Annotated in this window: 16 protein-coding genes; 13 read left to right on the forward strand and 3 right to left on the reverse strand. The window is 60.5% G+C overall.

Annotation, left to right across the window (positions count from 1 at the left end):
* The first annotated feature begins 188 nt into the window (after nucleotides 1-188).
* From BLW70_RS04435 to BLW70_RS04465, 7 genes are all read left to right on the forward strand, one after another.
* The gene (locus BLW70_RS04435; protein ID WP_008150145.1) at nucleotides 189-1,052 is read left to right on the forward strand and encodes a YicC/YloC family endoribonuclease; all 864 of its coding nucleotides are present in this window, start codon (nucleotides 189-191) and stop codon (nucleotides 1,050-1,052) included.
* A 12-nt stretch (nucleotides 1,053-1,064) separates the two neighbouring features.
* Nucleotides 1,065-1,685: a guanylate kinase gene (gmk, locus tag BLW70_RS04440; RefSeq protein ID WP_074871970.1), complete on the forward strand. Its 621-nt coding sequence runs from the start codon at nucleotides 1,065-1,067 to the stop codon at nucleotides 1,683-1,685.
* A 167-nt stretch (nucleotides 1,686-1,852) separates the two neighbouring features.
* Nucleotides 1,853-2,116 (forward strand): DNA-directed RNA polymerase subunit omega, encoded by a 264-nt coding sequence (gene rpoZ / locus BLW70_RS04445; RefSeq protein WP_007894670.1) that lies wholly within the window; start codon nucleotides 1,853-1,855, stop codon nucleotides 2,114-2,116.
* Between the two features lie 56 nt (nucleotides 2,117-2,172).
* Nucleotides 2,173-4,278: a bifunctional GTP diphosphokinase/guanosine-3',5'-bis pyrophosphate 3'-pyrophosphohydrolase gene (gene spoT, locus BLW70_RS04450; RefSeq protein WP_033059343.1), complete on the forward strand. Its 2,106-nt coding sequence runs from the start codon at nucleotides 2,173-2,175 to the stop codon at nucleotides 4,276-4,278.
* Nucleotides 4,279-4,303: 25 nt separating this feature from the next.
* Complete coding sequence (locus tag BLW70_RS04455) at nucleotides 4,304-4,684, forward strand: RidA family protein (RefSeq protein WP_003229509.1); 381 nt, start codon at nucleotides 4,304-4,306, stop codon at nucleotides 4,682-4,684.
* A gap of 57 nt (nucleotides 4,685-4,741) precedes the next feature.
* Nucleotides 4,742-5,482, forward strand: coding sequence for a hypothetical protein (locus tag BLW70_RS04460; protein ID WP_074871972.1), 741 nt, complete (start codon nucleotides 4,742-4,744; stop codon nucleotides 5,480-5,482).
* 77 nt (nucleotides 5,483-5,559) lie between these two features.
* A complete protein-coding gene (locus BLW70_RS04465; protein WP_074871974.1) occupies nucleotides 5,560-6,294 on the forward strand; it encodes a hypothetical protein in 735 nt (244 codons plus the stop codon).
* 51 nt (nucleotides 6,295-6,345) lie between these two features.
* Here the strand turns inward: BLW70_RS04465 and BLW70_RS04470 are convergent, their stop codons facing one another.
* On the reverse strand, nucleotides 6,346-7,203 hold the full coding sequence (locus tag BLW70_RS04470; protein ID WP_074871976.1) for an SDR family oxidoreductase: 858 nt from the start codon (nucleotides 7,201-7,203) through the stop codon (nucleotides 6,346-6,348).
* Nucleotides 7,204-7,392: 189 nt separating this feature from the next.
* Here BLW70_RS04470 and exbB point away from each other — a divergent pair, with 189 nt between their 5' ends.
* Genes exbB through BLW70_RS04485 form a run of 3 tightly spaced genes read left to right on the forward strand, consistent with a single transcriptional unit; the run spans nucleotide 7,393 to nucleotide 9,566 of the window.
* Entirely contained in the window at nucleotides 7,393-8,385 is a 993-nt protein-coding gene (gene exbB, locus BLW70_RS04475; protein ID WP_074871978.1) for a tonB-system energizer ExbB, read from the forward strand.
* Nucleotides 8,386-8,391: 6 nt separating this feature from the next.
* Nucleotides 8,392-8,820, forward strand: a complete 429-nt coding sequence (gene exbD / locus BLW70_RS04480; RefSeq protein WP_074871980.1) for a TonB system transport protein ExbD — start codon at nucleotides 8,392-8,394, stop codon at nucleotides 8,818-8,820.
* A complete protein-coding gene (locus BLW70_RS04485) occupies nucleotides 8,817-9,566 on the forward strand; it encodes a TonB family protein (protein ID WP_074871982.1) in 750 nt (249 codons plus the stop codon). Before exbD ends, BLW70_RS04485 begins: the two co-directional genes overlap by 4 nt.
* A gap of 47 nt (nucleotides 9,567-9,613) precedes the next feature.
* Here the strand turns inward: BLW70_RS04485 and BLW70_RS04490 are convergent, their stop codons facing one another.
* Nucleotides 9,614-10,561: an IS110 family RNA-guided transposase gene (locus tag BLW70_RS04490; RefSeq protein ID WP_074871984.1), complete on the reverse strand. Its 948-nt coding sequence runs from the start codon at nucleotides 10,559-10,561 to the stop codon at nucleotides 9,614-9,616.
* 453 nt (nucleotides 10,562-11,014) lie between these two features.
* Between BLW70_RS04490 and BLW70_RS04495 the strand changes: the two genes are divergently transcribed.
* The 3 genes from BLW70_RS04495 to BLW70_RS04505 all read left to right on the forward strand — a co-directional run bounded on the left by BLW70_RS04495 (nucleotide 11,015) and on the right by BLW70_RS04505 (nucleotide 15,508).
* Entirely contained in the window at nucleotides 11,015-11,944 is a 930-nt protein-coding gene (locus BLW70_RS04495; RefSeq protein ID WP_008150125.1) for a hydrogen peroxide-inducible genes activator, read from the forward strand.
* 9 nt (nucleotides 11,945-11,953) lie between these two features.
* Entirely contained in the window at nucleotides 11,954-14,029 is a 2,076-nt protein-coding gene (gene recG, locus BLW70_RS04500; protein ID WP_074871985.1) for an ATP-dependent DNA helicase RecG, read from the forward strand.
* Between the two features lie 78 nt (nucleotides 14,030-14,107).
* The gene (locus BLW70_RS04505; RefSeq protein WP_074871987.1) at nucleotides 14,108-15,508 is read left to right on the forward strand and encodes an aminoacyl-tRNA deacylase and HDOD domain-containing protein; all 1,401 of its coding nucleotides are present in this window, start codon (nucleotides 14,108-14,110) and stop codon (nucleotides 15,506-15,508) included.
* 266 nt (nucleotides 15,509-15,774) lie between these two features.
* Here the strand turns inward: BLW70_RS04505 and BLW70_RS04510 are convergent, their stop codons facing one another.
* Nucleotides 15,775-16,164 carry a helicase gene (locus BLW70_RS04510; protein ID WP_074871989.1) on the reverse strand — a complete coding sequence of 130 codons (390 nt, stop codon included), beginning with the start codon at nucleotides 16,162-16,164 and terminating at the stop codon, nucleotides 15,775-15,777.
* Nucleotides 16,165-16,216: the final 52 nt, after the last annotated feature.

Here is a 16,216-nt window from a genome sequence, read left to right on the forward strand (position 1 = left end):
CCCGACGACTGAAGGCCCGCAATAGCGCTTTACCGACGGCCTGCAGCCCTTTGTCACTTCGTGTGTTTGGGCGCATTCGCCCCACTGCGCTACAATCCTGCGCCTTTGCTGCCTCTGGGCTTAAATTCATATAGATCAGGCCTGCGAAACCTTTGGTAACGCATGGACCTGCATTGCGAGGTACCTCCATGGTGCACAGCATGACCGCCTTCGCCCGCGTCGAGAAAGCCGGCGCCCAAGGCACCCTTAGCTGGGAACTGCGCTCGGTCAACAGCCGTTACCTGGAGCCGCACTTGCGTCTGCCGGAGTCCTTTCGCGACCTCGAAGGCGCAGTCCGCGAAGCCCTGCGCCAAGGAATCTCCCGGGGCAAGCTCGAATGCACCTTGCGCTTCACCGAAGAAAATACCGACAAACCCCTGCAAGTGGACCGCGAGCGCGCCGCGCAACTGGTCGCCGCCGCAGAGACCATCGCCGGCCTGATCAAAAATCCGGCCGCGCTGAACCCGCTGGAAGTCCTGGCCTGGCCTGGCGTGCTGGTGGGCGATGCGACCGACCCGCAAGCCCTGAATGCCGAAGCCCTGGCGCTGTTCAACGAAGGCCTGAAAGAACTCAAGGCCGGCCGCGAGCGCGAAGGCGCGGAGCTGGCGCGGTTGATCAACGATCGCCTGACCTCCATTGAGGAAGACGTGGTGACCCTGCGCGAACTGGTGCCGCAGATGCTTGCCACCCAGCGCCAGAAGGTCCTCGACCGCTTCGCCGACATGAAGGCCGAGATGGACCCGCAGCGGCTGGAGCAGGAAATGGTCATGCTCGCGCAAAAGAGCGACGTCGCCGAAGAACTGGATCGCCTGAGCACTCACATCATCGAAGTTCGCCGGGTACTCAAATCCGGTGGCGCTGCCGGTCGGCGCCTGGACTTCCTGATGCAAGAGCTCAACCGCGAAGCCAACACACTGGGCTCCAAAGCCTTCGACCCGCGCAGCACCCAGGCGGCGGTCAACCTCAAAGTGTTGATCGAGCAGATGCGCGAACAAGTGCAGAATATTGAGTAAGGCAAACCCCACATGACCCACAGCACCGGCACCCTGTACATCATTTCCGCCCCTTCGGGCGCGGGCAAGAGCAGCCTGGTCAAGGCCTTGACTGACGCCGATCAGGAGATCCGCGTCTCCGTCTCCCACACCACCCGCGCCATGCGCCCCGGTGAAGTGAACGGCGTGAACTATCACTTCGTCTCCCGCGAAGCGTTCGTGAAGATGGGCGAACATGGCGACTTCCTGGAGCGCGCCGAAGTGTTCGGCAATCTCTACGGCACCTCGCAAAGCCACTTGCAGCAGACCCTCGACGCAGGCCACGACCTGATTCTGGAAATCGACTGGCAAGGCGCCGAGCAAGTGCGCAAGTTGATGCCCCAGGCTCGTTCGATCTTCATTCTGCCGCCGTCCCTGCAAGCCTTGCACCAGCGCCTGACCAATCGCGGTCAGGACAGCGACGAGATCATCGAAGGCCGGATGCGCGAAGCCGTCAGCGAGATGAGTCACTACGTTGACTATGATTACCTGATCATCAACGACGATTTCGCCCAGGCACTGCGCGATTTGCAGGCGATTTTCCGCGCCAATCAGCTGCATCAGAAGCGCCAGCAGCAGCGGCACGGAAAACTTTTGGCCGAATTGCTCGGCTAAACAGCTCTTCCCAAAACCGTTGCAAGGGCTTTACATTGGCACTTGCAGCGCGTTGAAGGGCTTGGTCAAAAAATCAGCGCTTCCCTAATCGCTGGTGATTTTTTAAACTGTCGAGTCCGCTCGCCCAACCGGGCAGCGCGCATATTGCATTCGCTCCGAGGAATACCATGGCCCGCGTAACCGTTGAAGATTGCCTAAACCACGTGGAAAACCGCTTTGAGCTGGTCATGCTGTCTACCAAGCGTGCCCGTCAACTGGCCACCGGCGGCAAAGAGCCACTGGTTCAGTGGGAAAACGACAAGCCTACTGTTGTAGCCTTGCGTGAAATCGCTGAAGGCCTGATGAGCTACGAGTTCATCGCCAACGCTGAAATCGTCGAAGACGAACCGCTGTTCGCAGCGTTCGAGGACGAGTCCAACGAGGCCGTCTAAGCCATGCCTGGTCGACGTAGCACGGCGCGGGGTCACAGCGAACGGCAGGTTTCATCATGCCGAGCATAGACGCCCTCGCCGATCGCTTATCGACCTACCTCGGCAAGGACCAGGTCAACCTGGTCCGCCGAGCGTACTTCTACGCCGAACAAGCCCACGACGGCCAACGCCGCCGCAGCGGTGAGGCGTACGTCACGCACCCACTCGCGGTTGCGAATATTCTTGCCGACATGCACATGGACCATCAGAGCCTGATGGCTGCGATGCTGCATGACGTGATCGAAGACACCGGTATTGCCAAGGAAGCGCTGCAAGCGCAATTCGGCGAAACCGTGGCCGAACTGGTCGACGGGGTCAGCAAACTGACCCAGATGAACTTCGAGACCAAGGCCGAAGCCCAGGCTGAAAACTTCCAGAAAATGGCCATGGCCATGGCCCGCGACATTCGCGTGATCCTGGTCAAACTGGCTGACCGCCTGCACAACATGCGGACCCTGGAAGTCCTGTCCGGCGAAAAACGCCGACGGATCGCCAAGGAAACCCTGGAAATCTATGCGCCTATTGCCAACCGGCTGGGCATGCACGCCATCCGCATAGAATTCGAAGACCTCGGCTTCAAGGCGATGCACCCGATGCGTTCCGCGCGGATCAACCAGGCGGTCAAGCGCGCCCGGGGCAACCGCAAGGAAATCGTCAACAAGATCGAAGAGTCACTCAGTCACTGCCTGGCCATCGACGGCATTCAGGGTGAGGTCAGCGGTCGTCAGAAACACCTCTACGGCATCTACAAGAAAATGCGCGGCAAGCGTCGGGCCTTCAACGAGATCATGGACGTCTATGCGTTCCGGATCATCGTCGACAAGGTCGATACCTGCTACCGCGTGCTGGGCGCTGTACATAATTTGTACAAACCGTTGCCGGGGCGCTTCAAGGATTACATCGCGATCCCCAAGGCCAACGGCTACCAGTCGCTGCACACCACGCTGTTCGGCATGCACGGTGTACCGATCGAGATTCAGATCCGCACCCGTGAAATGGAAGAAATGGCCAACAACGGCATTGCTGCCCATTGGCTGTACAAATCCAGCGGCGACGAGCAGCCAAAAGGCACGCATGCCCGCGCCCGCCAGTGGGTCAAAGGCGTGCTGGAGATGCAGCAACGGGCCGGCAATTCGCTGGAATTCATCGAGAGCGTGAAAATCGACCTGTTCCCGGACGAGGTCTACGTGTTCACGCCCAAAGGCCGGATCATGGAGTTGCCCAAAGGCTCCACGGCGGTCGACTTCGCTTACGCGGTGCATACCGACGTGGGCAACAGCTGCATTGCCTGTCGGATCAATCGTCGTCTCGCACCGCTGTCCGAACCGCTGCAAAGCGGCTCCACGGTCGAGATCGTCAGCGCTCCCGGCGCGCGACCGAATCCGGCGTGGCTCAACTTCGTGGTCACCGGCAAGGCGCGGACTCACATCCGCCATGCGTTGAAACTGCAGCGCCGCTCCGAGTCCATCAGCCTCGGCGAACGCCTGCTGAACAAGGTTCTCAACGGTTTCGACAGCTCGCTGGAGAAAGTAGCCGCCGAGCGCGTCAAGGCGATGCTCACCGAGTACCGCCTGGAACTGATCGAAGACCTGCTCGAAGACATTGGCCTGGGCAATCGCATGGCCTACGTGGTCGCCCGCCGACTGCTGGGTGAAGGCGAACAGCTGCCGAGTGCCGAAGGCCCGCTGGCGATTCGCGGCACCGAAGGCTTGGTACTTAGTTACGCCAAATGCTGCACGCCGATCCCAGGCGACCCGATTGTCGGCCACCTGTCCGCGGGTAAAGGCATGGTCGTGCACCTGGACAACTGCCGCAACATCAGCGAAATCCGCCACAACCCGGAAAAATGCATCCAGCTCTCGTGGGCCAAGGATGTCACCGGCGAATTCAATGTCGAACTGCGCGTCGAGCTGGAACACCAGCGCGGCCTGATCGCTTTGCTGGCCAGCAGCGTCAACGCGGCCGACGGCAATATCGAAAAAATCAGCATGGACGAACGCGATGGCCGCATCAGCGTGGTCCAACTGGTGGTCAGCGTGCACGACCGCGTACACCTGGCCCGCGTAATCAAGAAACTGCGTGCACTGACCGGGGTGATTCGCATCACCCGCATGCGTGCCTAAGCCACCCCATTACAAGGAGTCATTCATGACCAAAACAGTTATCACCAGCGACAAGGCCCCGGCCGCCATTGGCACTTACTCCCAGGCGATCAAGGCCGGCAACACCGTTTACATGTCGGGTCAAATTCCTCTGGACCCAAAAACCATGGAACTGGTTGAAGGCTTCGAAGCCCAGACCGTCCAGGTGTTCGAGAACCTCAAAGCCGTGGCTGAAGCCGCTGGCGGTTCGTTCAAGGACATCGTCAAACTGAACATCTTCCTCACCGATCTGAGCCACTTCGCCAAGGTCAACGAGATCATGGGCAAGTACTTTGACCAGCCTTACCCTGCCCGCGCCGCCATCGGCGTAGCAGCCCTGCCAAAGGGTTCGCAGGTTGAGATGGATGCCATTCTGGTCATCGAGTAATGTGTCCGGCGCAGCCTTCCAAAGGCTGCGCCGATCTTGTTTTGAAAGGATTCCACCATGCGCCAAGCGCTAGCTCTCTCGCTGGTCGCCCTACTCTTGGGCGGTTGTGCCAGCAACCCTGCCGATCGTGATATCAGCGGCACCTGGATCAATCAGGCGGCGATCGATGCTGCAGCCAAAGGCGGCCCGCTACGCGAAGCGCTCCAGGCTTATGGCCCGAACCTGGAATGGGACGTCAATACCAAGGCCGGCCAGGCCCGCTACACCAACGGTTTTGAAAATGTCGACGGCAAGCTGCTGGGCGAAGAGTCCGGCGCCTGGAAGGTCGACTTTTATGGCAGCTCCGCCAGTGAGCTCAAGCGTGACGGCAAGCAACTGAGCCAGGTCGCCAGCGACAATGAGCCGGAGCAAGTCTTCGACCGCGCGCAAGTTACGGTGCCGGACGGCGCACCGATAGGTGCCAGTTTTGAACGCGCACTGTACTCGGCCTACATGGGCGGTAGCTGGAAAGTCGTCAGCGGTCCCGGTGAAGGCAATACCGTGCAATTCCAGGCTGATGGCCAGGTTGCCGGCCTGCCGGGGGCGGATCGTTATGCCTTGTGTCTGGCAGGCGATTGCGCATCGATGAGCGGCGGTAATGACAATATGTGGTTACAGGCGAATGGTCAGGGCAATACCTGGATCTTTGCGCGCAAGGGCAAGGAACTGGAAATCCTCCAGGCAGTGAACACCGCACAGGCGGATGAAATGCCGCAGTTCACCCCGGGTAATCGCAAGTGGTTGCTGGAAAAACAGTGATACAGAATACAGGAGCCTACGGGCTCCTTTTTCTTTAGCCTGCACCGTCGAATTCTTTGCCCCCCCAAGGATTGATCATGCGCCCACTGCTTATCCTTGGCCTATTGCTGCTCGGCGGCTGTACCTCTATGCCCGCAGAAACGGATATCAGCGGTATCTGGATCAATCAGGCGGCCATCGATGCAGCGGCCCAAGGCCAGTCTTTACGTGAAGCCCTGAACACCCATGGTCGGAATCTGGAATGGGACATCAATACCCACACCAGCAAGGCGCAAGTGAGCAGCGGTTTTGAGGTGGGTGCGGGCCAACTGCTGCAAAAGTCACCCAATGCCTGGACCGTCGACTACAACGGCTACGGCACTGACGAGCTGCGCCTGGATGGCAAGCGACTGACTCAACTGGCCAAGGAGCAAGTCCCCCAGCAGGTGTTCAGTCGCCCCAGCAAGACCGCCAAAACGAAAACAGGGTGGGTTGATACCTTCCGGAGCGCCTTGAACGCTGCTTACATGGGCGGACAGTGGGAAATCATCGACAGTCACGGAACAGGCCAAATGGTCGTGTTTACGGAAGATGGCCACGTTTCGGGGTTACCGGGAACCGATCGATACGAGTTATGCCTGGACGGTGATTGCGCCAGCCAAGGTGCAGGCAATGACACCTTGTATCTGGGCACGGGCGACCTGAGTGACACATGGATTTTCGTTCGCAAAGGCAAGCAACTGGAGATTTTCCGGGCAATCAATCAATCCCGGCCAGACGAAATCCCCCACTTCACCCCCGGCCAACGCCAGTGGCTGTTGGTAAAACAATGACCCAAAAACAAAGGCGCCCGCAGGCGCCTGTTGTTTAGAGGCTCGCTCAGCTCAACTCCCTTGGGCAAGTATCGCGGCGTAGCCTTCGCGATAGCTCGGATACTTCGGTGTCCAGCCCAAGGCTTTCGCCCGGGCATTGCTGCATTGCTTGCTGCCAGTGCGGCGCACGCTTGCGTCTTCGGCCCATTCGGTCACGCCCAGATACTCACGCAACCAGCCCACCACTTCGGCCAGCGGCGCAGGCGCGTCGTCTACACCAATGTAGATGTCATCCAGCGCTACACCGCGACGATCCGCTTCAAGCAGACACGCCAGCAACCCCGCCGCGTCGTCGGCGTGAATGCGATTGCCGTACAACGGTGGGTCGACAGCCACGCGATAACCCCGACGAACCTGAGTCAGCAGCCATTCGCGACCTGGGCCGTAAATGCCGGTCAAACGTACGATGCTGGCCGGGATGCCACTATTGAGCGCCACTTGCTCCGCCTCCAGCATCAATCGACCCGAATAGCCTGTTGCAATGGTCGGCGAGGTCTCATCGACCCACTCGCCCTCCTGCTGGCCATACACACTGCTGCTGGAAACGAACAGCAGGCGATTAGGCACCTGCCCATAGTCGTTCAGCCACTCCAGCACATGCTGCAAACCCTGCACATAAGCAGCGCGGTAACCCGCCTCATCGTGATCGGTGGCGGCTGCGCAATACACCAGGTAGTCCACCGCACCGACTGGCCAGGTCGCTGGACAGTCTTCATTGAACAAGTCACCGGCAACGCCAATTACCCCCGCGGGCAGGCGTGAGACGTCACGCCTCAGGCCATGAACTTCCCACCCGCCAGCCAGCAATTGCGTAGCCAGACGACTGCCAACATCACCGCAGCCGGCGATCAAAACAGAAGGCGCAGACATCAGAAAACTCCCATCAGAAAGGCACAGACTAGCGCTGGCAATGGACGAGCGGCTAGCAATGAAGGAAAAAAAGATACTCTATTACTTTTGTTAACAAGAATTACTTGCAATAATGCCCGCCACTTTTGTTCTCGGCCTCACGAGGCCTGGAAGAACATTTACCGTCTTTTTCTCTCAGGTCCGGCCAGCATGACACGCAATCAATTCCCCGCTTCGCCAACCAAACGACCTCGCGCCTGGAGCGCAGTGGCCGCCCTGCTGCTCAGCCTGATGCTGGCGCCGACCGCCACTTTCGCTGACGCACAAGCGCCCGCCGCTCCGGCCGCCACCGCTGCTACAGCTCCAGCTCCAGCTCCAGCTCCAGCTCCAGCTCCAGCCGCTCAGGTTACGCCGGCTGCGACCGATCCGGCCCAAGCCGTAGACGCTACCGGCGAAGACGTTCCGCAAGTCCTCGAGGCCGACAACTCCCTGGGCATGGCCCATGACCTGTCGCCGTGGGGCATGTACCAGAACGCCGATATCATCGTGAAAATCGTGATGATCGGCCTGGCCATCGCCTCGATCATCACCTGGACCATCTGGATCGCCAAGGGTTTCGAGCTGATGGGCGCCAAACGTCGCCTGCGCACCGAAATCGTCCACCTGAAAAAAGCCACCACGCTCAGAGAAGCCAGCGCTTCAGCCACCAAGCAAGGCACCCTCGCCAATTTGCTGGTGCATGACGCCCTGGAAGAGATGCGTTTGTCGGTCAACAGTCGCGAGAAAGAAGGCATCAAGGAACGCGTTGCCTTCCGTCTCGAGCGCCTGGTTGCAGCCTGCGGTCGCAACATGAGCAGCGGCACCGGCGTACTCGCCACCATCGGTTCCACCGCGCCGTTCGTCGGCCTGTTCGGGACCGTGTGGGGCATCATGAACAGCTTCATCGGCATCGCCAAAACCCAGACCACCAACCTCGCCGTCGTGGCTCCCGGCATCGCCGAAGCCCTGCTGGCAACCGCGTTGGGTCTGGTGGCAGCGATTCCTGCCGTGGTGATCTACAACGTCTTTGCCCGCTCGATTGCCGGTTACAAGGCACAAGTCTCCGATGCCTCGGCTGAAGTCCTGCTGCTGGTTAGCCGTGACCTCGATCACCTGCCGACCACCGAGCGCTCCGTGCAACCCCACATGGTCAAAGTAGGGTAATCAGCCATGGGCTTGCATTTGAAAGAAGGCGCAGACGACGATCTGGCCGAGAACCACGAAATCAACGTCACACCGTTCATCGACGTGATGCTGGTGCTGTTGATCATCTTCATGGTGGCGGCCCCGCTCGCCACCGTGGACATCAAGGTCGACCTGCCTGCTTCCAGCGCCAAACCGGCGCCACGACCAGAGAAACCCGTGTTCCTCAGCGTCAAGGCTGACCAGCGCCTGTTCCTCGGCGAAGACGAAGTGAAGGCCGAAGCACTCGGCGCCACCCTCGACGCCAGGACCCAAGGCAAGAAAGACACGACGATCTTCTTCCAGGCTGACAAAGGCGTGGATTACGGCGACTTGATGAGCGTGATGGACAACCTGCGCGCTGCCGGTTACCTGAAGGTGGGTCTGGTCGGACTCGAGACGGCAGTCAAGAAATGATCACGACGCGCCAAAAGTTGACGCGTTACAGCACGAGCCTGGCCGTGGTGCTGGGCGTCCATGCGCTGGCCGTTGCGCTGGCGCTGAACTGGACCTCGCGCCCACCGATCGAGCTGCCGCCGCAGGCGATGATGGTCGAGTTGGCGCCGGTTCCGGCCCCGCCACCGCCGGCACCGCCGAAGGTGATAACGCCGCCACAGCCACCCGCCCCGGTGGAAGAACTGCCGATACCGAAGCTGGCTGAAGTGCCAAAGGCGGAGATCGCGGTGCCGAAACCGGTCAAACCCAAGCCAAAGCCTCAACCGCCCAAGCCTGTGGAGAAAAAGCCGGAGCCGCCTAAAGAGAAGCCGTCCGAGGAAAAACCGAGCGACGCGCAACCGACTCGGGCGCCAACGGAGAAATCCGCTCAGCCGGCACCGGGCCCATCACCGGCGCAGCAAGCGGCCAAGGCCAGCTGGCAAGGCACCCTGCTCGCTCACTTGGCCAAGTACAAGAAGTACCCGGCCAGTGCGCAGGCGCGGGGCAAGGAAGGCATGAACCGTCTGCGCTTCGTGGTGGATGGGGAAGGTAACGTGTTGTCGTTCGAACTGGTGGGCGGCTCTGGTACTGCCGATCTGGACCGGGCCACCCTGGAAATGATCCGCCGCGCCCAGCCACTGCCCAAGCCCCCGGCGGACATGTTGACCAACGGCGCCATCGAAATCGTTGCACCGTTTGTTTACTCGCTGGAAAAACGCCGGCGTTAAACCACCGCCGAACCATTGTGGGAGATTCTATGGTTGAGGGAAAGCCCTCAACTGGCTTTTGGCTGATATTCGCTTTGCCCTTTCAGCAAGGCGAATACCACCCGAGCAAGCTTGCGAGCCAGCATCACCAGCGCCTGAGTGGTGCTGAAACCCCGCGTTCTTTGTTCTTCGTAATACCCTTTCCAGGCTTTCGTACGGCTAGCCGACATCGCTGCATTGTGCAGAAGTCGGCGGGCCTCGGGGTCGCCGCGCTTGGTCAAACTGCGGCGAGCGTCCTTCTGTCCTGATTTCGCCACCCGTAAATCCATGCCCAGGAAGGCGATAAAGGCATCCGCGTTTCTAAAATCTCCTCGCTGAAATGCAGTTATCAAGCGGGCCCCAGTCAAAAATCCAATACCCTCAACTTTCAGGCAGCGCTTCAATTGACCGAGCAAACCGGCTTCTTTGAGCTGATCGTTGATCGTCTTTTCGATCAGCGTCTCAAGCTGCTGCATGGACTTCACTTGCTCGGCAAAAGCCGCCTTAAGCAGCGGCTCATTCGACCAGCTCTGCACCAGGCCGACCCTGGCCTGGACCAAGGCTGCGCGGCGGCGGAAAAGGCTCAGGAGCTGGCGGTACAGCGGTGAGGGCGGGGTCCAAGGACGCAACTCCTCGGCTTCGTTCTTCAGGTAACGAGCCAGTAGCTTGGCATCCAGTGCGTCGGTTTTGGCGCGGATCTTCACGCCTTCGCGATAATGTTTGAGCTCATAGCCTCCCACCATGTAAATCGTGCAACCGGCCTCATAGGCCAGATCAGCGAAGTCCAGGTGGTAAATGTTGGTCGCCTCAATGGCAATAGCCACCGTCCCCGACAACGCCTTCAGCCACTGTTTGATGGATGTTTTGGTGTTGGGAATCTCTTCAAGCAAATCCCCATCAGACTGATAAATCACCAGTTCATTCTTGGCGACATCCACACCTACGATCGGCTTTGTGACAGAAACCGGCATTGCCATTGGATTTCCTCCGGGATATGGTTTTAAGCACTTGAAGGGCTCACCCAGAGGCGCAGGCTTGTTCCTATCGTCGGTCTAGCCAGATGCATTCTTTATCGGCGCTTGGGTGAAAGGAGGAGGGGCGAAATCTCCCACGGTCTGTACTGCGTCAACAGTCAGAATCGAGCCTTGTCCCTCCTCCTCCCTTCAAGTCCTACCATACAAGCGAGCCTGCTCGCGAAGAGGCCATCACATCCAACATCCATGTTGACTGATACACCGCTTTCGCGAGCAGGCTCGCACAGAGATCTCCGGCAGCAGGAATATCTGTGAAAGGCACCCGAAAGGTGCCTTTTGCATATCCGCCAGCGGCAAACCTGCTTTGCCCTGTGTCACTCAACGCACTCAGTCTGATAACGTGCGTCTATCGATTGCAGCCGGTATGCTTGGCTCGCAACTTCATGGACGCTTGCTATGACTCTTACAGAATTACGCTACATCGTTACCCTCGCCCAAGAGCAGCACTTCGGCCACGCCGCCGAGCGTTGCCACGTCAGCCAGCCGACCCTGTCGGTGGGCGTGAAAAAGCTTGAAGACGAACTCGGTGTGCTGATTTTCGAGCGCAGCAAGAGTGCCGTGCGCCTGACCCCGGTCGGCGAAGGCATTGTCGCCCAGGCGCAGAAAGTGCTGGAACAGGCCCAAGGCATCCGCGAACTGGCCCAGGCCGGCAAGAACCAACTGACCGCGCCGCTGAAAGTCGGCGCCATCTACACCGTCGGCCCGTACCTGTTTCCGCACCTGATTCCACAACTGCACCGGGTCGCCCCGCAGATGCCGTTGTACATCGAAGAAAACTTCACCCACGTGCTGCGCGACAAACTGCGCAACGGCGAGCTCGACGCGATCATCATCGCCCTGCCGTTCAACGAAGCCGACGTGCTGACCCTCCAGCTCTACGACGAACCGTTCTACGTCCTGATGCCGGCCCAGCACCCGTGGACCCAAAAAGAATCCATCGACGCCGCCCTGCTCAACGACAAGAGCCTGCTGCTGCTCGGCGAAGGCCACTGTTTCCGCGATCAAGTGCTGGAAGCCTGCCCGACCCTGGCCAAAGGCAATGACGGCGCCAAGCACACCACGGTGGAATCCAGCTCCCTGGAAACCATCCGCCACATGGTTGCGTCCGGCCTGGGTATCTCGATCCTGCCGCTGTCGGCGGTGGACAGCCATCACTACGCTCCCGGTGTGATCGAAGTGCGTCCACTGACGCCGCCGGTGCCGTTCCGCACCGTGGCCATCGCCTGGCGCGCGAGCTTTCCGCGGCCGAAGGCGATTGAAATCCTCGCTGACTCCATTCGCCTGTGCTCGGTGGCCAAGCCGCAAGCACCGGTGGTTGCGGCCTAAGTCGCTGCCATGACCGAGTTGTCGCAAGTGTCGGTGACGGCACTCAAGGGTGTCGGCGAAGCCATGGCCGAGAAGTTGGCCAAGGTCGGCCTGGAGAATCTCCAGGACGTGCTTTTCCACCTGCCGCTGCGCTATCAGGACCGCACTCGCGTGGTTCCGATCGGCCATTTGCGTCCCGGGCAAGACGCCGTGATCGAAGGCACCGTCAGCGGCGCCGACGTGGTCATGGGCCGTCGCCGCAGCCTGGTGGTGCGCCTGCAGGACGGCACTGGCGGGCTCAGCCTGCGTTTCTACCATTTCAGTAACGCCCAGAAAGAAGGCCTCAAACGCGGCACGCGCATTCGCTGCTACGGCGAAGCACGGCCCGGTGCGTCGGGGCTGGAAATCTACCACCCGGAATACCGCGCCATCACCGGCGACGAGCCGCCGCCGGTGGACGAAACCCTCACCCCGGTTTACCCGCTCACCGAAGGCCTGACCCAACAGCGCTTGCGCCAATTGTGCATGCAAACCCTGACGATGCTCGGCCCCACCAGCCTGCCCGACTGGCTGCCGACCGAACTGGCGCGGGACTATCAACTGGCGCCGCTGGCCGATGCGATTCGCTACTTGCACCACCCGCCGGCCGATGCCGATGTCGACGAACTCGCCCTCGGTCATCACTGGGCGCAGCACCGTCTGGCCTTTGAAGAACTGCTGACACACCAACTGTCCCAGCAGCGCCTGCGCGAGAGCATGCGTTCCCTGCGCGCGCCAGCGATGCCGAAAGCCACCAAGCTGCCGGCTCAATATCTGGCCAACCTCGGTTTCACCCCGACCGGCGCTCAGCAACGGGTCGGCAACGAAATCGCCTACGACCTCAGTCAGCACGAGCCGATGCTGCGGTTGATTCAGGGCGACGTCGGCGCGGGTAAAACCGTGGTCGCTGCTCTCGCCGCGTTGCAGGCGCTGGAAGCCGGATATCAAGTGGCGCTGATGGCGCCCACCGAAATCCTCGCCGAGCAGCACTTCATCACCTTCAAGCGCTGGCTCGAACCGCTGGGCATTGAAGTCGCATGGCTGGCCGGCAAGCTCAAAGGCAAGAACCGCGTGGCCGCACTGGAGCAGATTGCCAACGGCACACCCATGGTGGTCGGCACCCACGCGCTGTTCCAGGACGAAGTGCAGTTCAAAAACCTCGCGCTGGCGATCATCGACGAACAGCACCGTTTCGGCGTGCAGCAGCGCCTGGCATTGCGACAGAAAGGCGTCGGCGGGCGGATGTGTCCGCACCAACTGATCATGACCGCGACGCCAATTCCCCGGACGCTGGCCATGAGCGCCTACGCCGACCTCGACACCTCGATCCTCGACGAACTGCCGCCCGGCCGGACGCCGGTGAACACCGTGCTGATCACCGATACCCGGCGCGTCGAAGTCATCGAGCGGGTACGCAGCGCTTGCGCTGAAGGGCGCCAGGCCTATTGGGTGTGCACGCTGATTGAAGAGTCGGAAGAGCTGACCTGCCAGGCCGCCGAAACCACTTACGAAGACCTCACCGCCGCCCTCGGCGAGCTGAAGGTCGGGCTGATCCACGGGCGCATGAAGCCTGTCGAAAAAGCCGCCGTCATGGCCGAATTCAAGGCCGGCAACCTGCAACTGCTGGTCGCCACCACGGTGATTGAAGTCGGCGTCGACGTGCCCAACGCCAGCCTGATGATCATCGAAAACCCGGAACGCCTCGGGCTTGCGCAATTGCACCAGCTGCGCGGTCGTGTCGGTCGGGGCAGCGCGGCCAGTCATTGCGTGCTGCTTTACCATCCGCCGCTGTCCCAGATCGGTCGTCAGCGTTTGGGCATCATGCGCGAAACCAACGACGGGTTTGTCATCGCCGAGAAAGACCTTGAGCTGCGCGGCCCCGGCGAAATGCTCGGTACGCGCCAGACCGGCCTGCTGCAATTCAAGGTCGCTGACCTGATGCGCGACGCCGATCTGCTGCCCGCCGTGCGCGACGCCGCCCAGGCGTTGCTGGAGCGCTGGCCGGATCACGTCAGCCCGCTGCTCGACCGCTGGCTACGTCATGGGCAGCAATACGGCCAAGTGTGAGCACCGTCGCAGTTTCTGAACCACCGTTCTGAGCAAGCTGGTTATACTCCTGCCATTGTTTTACAACGGATACAGACCATGACCGAAGTTGCCCTCGCACCCGCCACCCCGCACGCTCCGTCGGTTATTCGGCTGATGCTGGGCAAATTGGGTATCGCCTACGAAGAAGTCATCGACCATCACGGCCTGAACGCCGCACGCAAAGTGCAGGCTGTTCTGCTCGATGACGCCGTGGGCACCCTCATGGTGCTGTTCCCGCAGAACCAATTGCTGGACCTCAACAGCCTCGCTGAATTGACGGGCCGCCGCCTCACCGCCGTGTCGACCGAACGGCTGGTAAAAATGCTCGGCAAACACAATCTGAGCCTGCTGCCCGGCATGCCGGCGCTTACCAGTACACCGTGCCTGTATGAAGAATGCCTGCTGCGCGAGCCGAAGTTGCTGATCAACTCGGGCGAGCCGGGCGTGTTGCTGGAGATCACCAGCGAAGACTTCAAGACCATGCTCACCAAGGCCAGCGCCGCCAACTTCGGCGAAGCCCTGACCAGCATTCGCCCGAACCTGGACCGCCCTCACGATGACCGCGAGGAAATCACCCAGGCCGTTCAAGCATTCACCGCGCGACGCATCCAGCAACGCCTGGAAGAGACCATCGAAATTCCGCCGCTGGCCGAGACCGCGCAGAAAATCATCAAACTGCGCGTCGACCCCAACGCCACCATCGACGACATCACCGGCGTCGTCGAAACCGACCCTGCCCTGGCCGCACAAGTTGTGAGCTGGGCAGCCTCGCCGTACTACGCGTCGCCGGGCAAGATTCGTTCAGTAGAAGACGCCATCGTGCGGGTGCTGGGTTTCGACCTGGTGATCAACCTGGCGCTGGGCCTGGCTCTGGGCAAAACCCTGAGCCTGCCAAAAGACCATCCGCAACACACCACGCCGTACTGGCAGCAATCGATCTACACCGCCGCCGTCATCGAAGGCCTGACCCGCGCCATGCCCCGCGCCCAGCGCCCGGAAGCCGGCCTGACCTACCTCGCCGGCCTGCTGCACAACTTTGGCTACTTGCTGCTGGCCCACGTGTTCCCACCGCATTTCTCGCTGATCTGCCGCCACCTGGAGGTCAACCCGCACCTGTGCCACAGCTACGTCGAGCAGCACTTGCTGGGTATCAGCCGTGAACAGATCGGCTCGTGGCTGATGCGCTACTGGGACATGCCCGACGAACTGGCCACCGCGCTGCGCTTCCAGCACGACCCGAGTTACGACGGCGATTACGCCGAGTACCCGAACCTCGTGTGCCTGGCGGTGCGCTTGCTGCGTAGCCGCGGAGTCGGGTCCGGGCCGGATGAAGACATCCCGGATGCGTTACTGGAGCGTGTGGGGCTGACGCGCGACAAGGCCAACGACGTGGTCAGCAAGGTTCTGGAAGCAGAAGTGCTGCTGCGTGAACTGGCTTCGCAATTCAGCCAACCCTGAAAAGCTTCGCGGGCAAGCCTCGCTCCTACGGATCACCAAACCCTGTAGGAGCGAGGCTTGCCCGCGATGAATCCACCTCGGTCTAACTGACCACCACCCCCTGTGGCGAGGGGACTTCTCCCCGTTCGACTGCGCAGCAGTCGCAAACCCAGCCAACACGGTATGTCAGATACACCCAAGGTCTCAGGCTTCAGGGCCGCTTCGCAGCCCAACGGGGCGGTGCGACGCTTCGCCAAGTCCCCTCGCCACAGGGTTAATCATCAACCTCAAGCCTTGGTTTTAGCCTTCGCCTTCCTCGGCTTCAAATACTTGGTCAACCCCTGGAACCAGATCACCAGCGCCGGGTTACCCTTGATCTGAATCGACTTGTCCTGAATCCCCGTCATGAACGCCAACTGCTTGTTCTTCGCCTGCATCGTGGCAAAGCCATATGCCGCATCTTTAAAGGCAATCGCAAACGCTGGCTCGGCATACACGCCGGACTTGCTGGTGATGCGCTGATCCTTCACAAAGAAATGCCGCGCCACTTTCCCGTCCAGGGTCTGTAGCTGAAACACCAAGTCTTTATCACCCAACTGCTGCTGAAACGCAGGATTAGTCCGACTGGCCTTAGCCATCAACAAACCCAGCATCCACAGAAGAAAACGAAATTTCATGCGCACAGCCTCAGAGAAAAGTGAACGGCCGGCGCAGTGTAGCGGCTTCATG

The sequence above is a fragment of the Pseudomonas frederiksbergensis genome (assembly GCF_900105495.1).
In the GTDB taxonomy this organism is placed as follows: domain Bacteria; phylum Pseudomonadota; class Gammaproteobacteria; order Pseudomonadales; family Pseudomonadaceae; genus Aquipseudomonas; species Aquipseudomonas frederiksbergensis.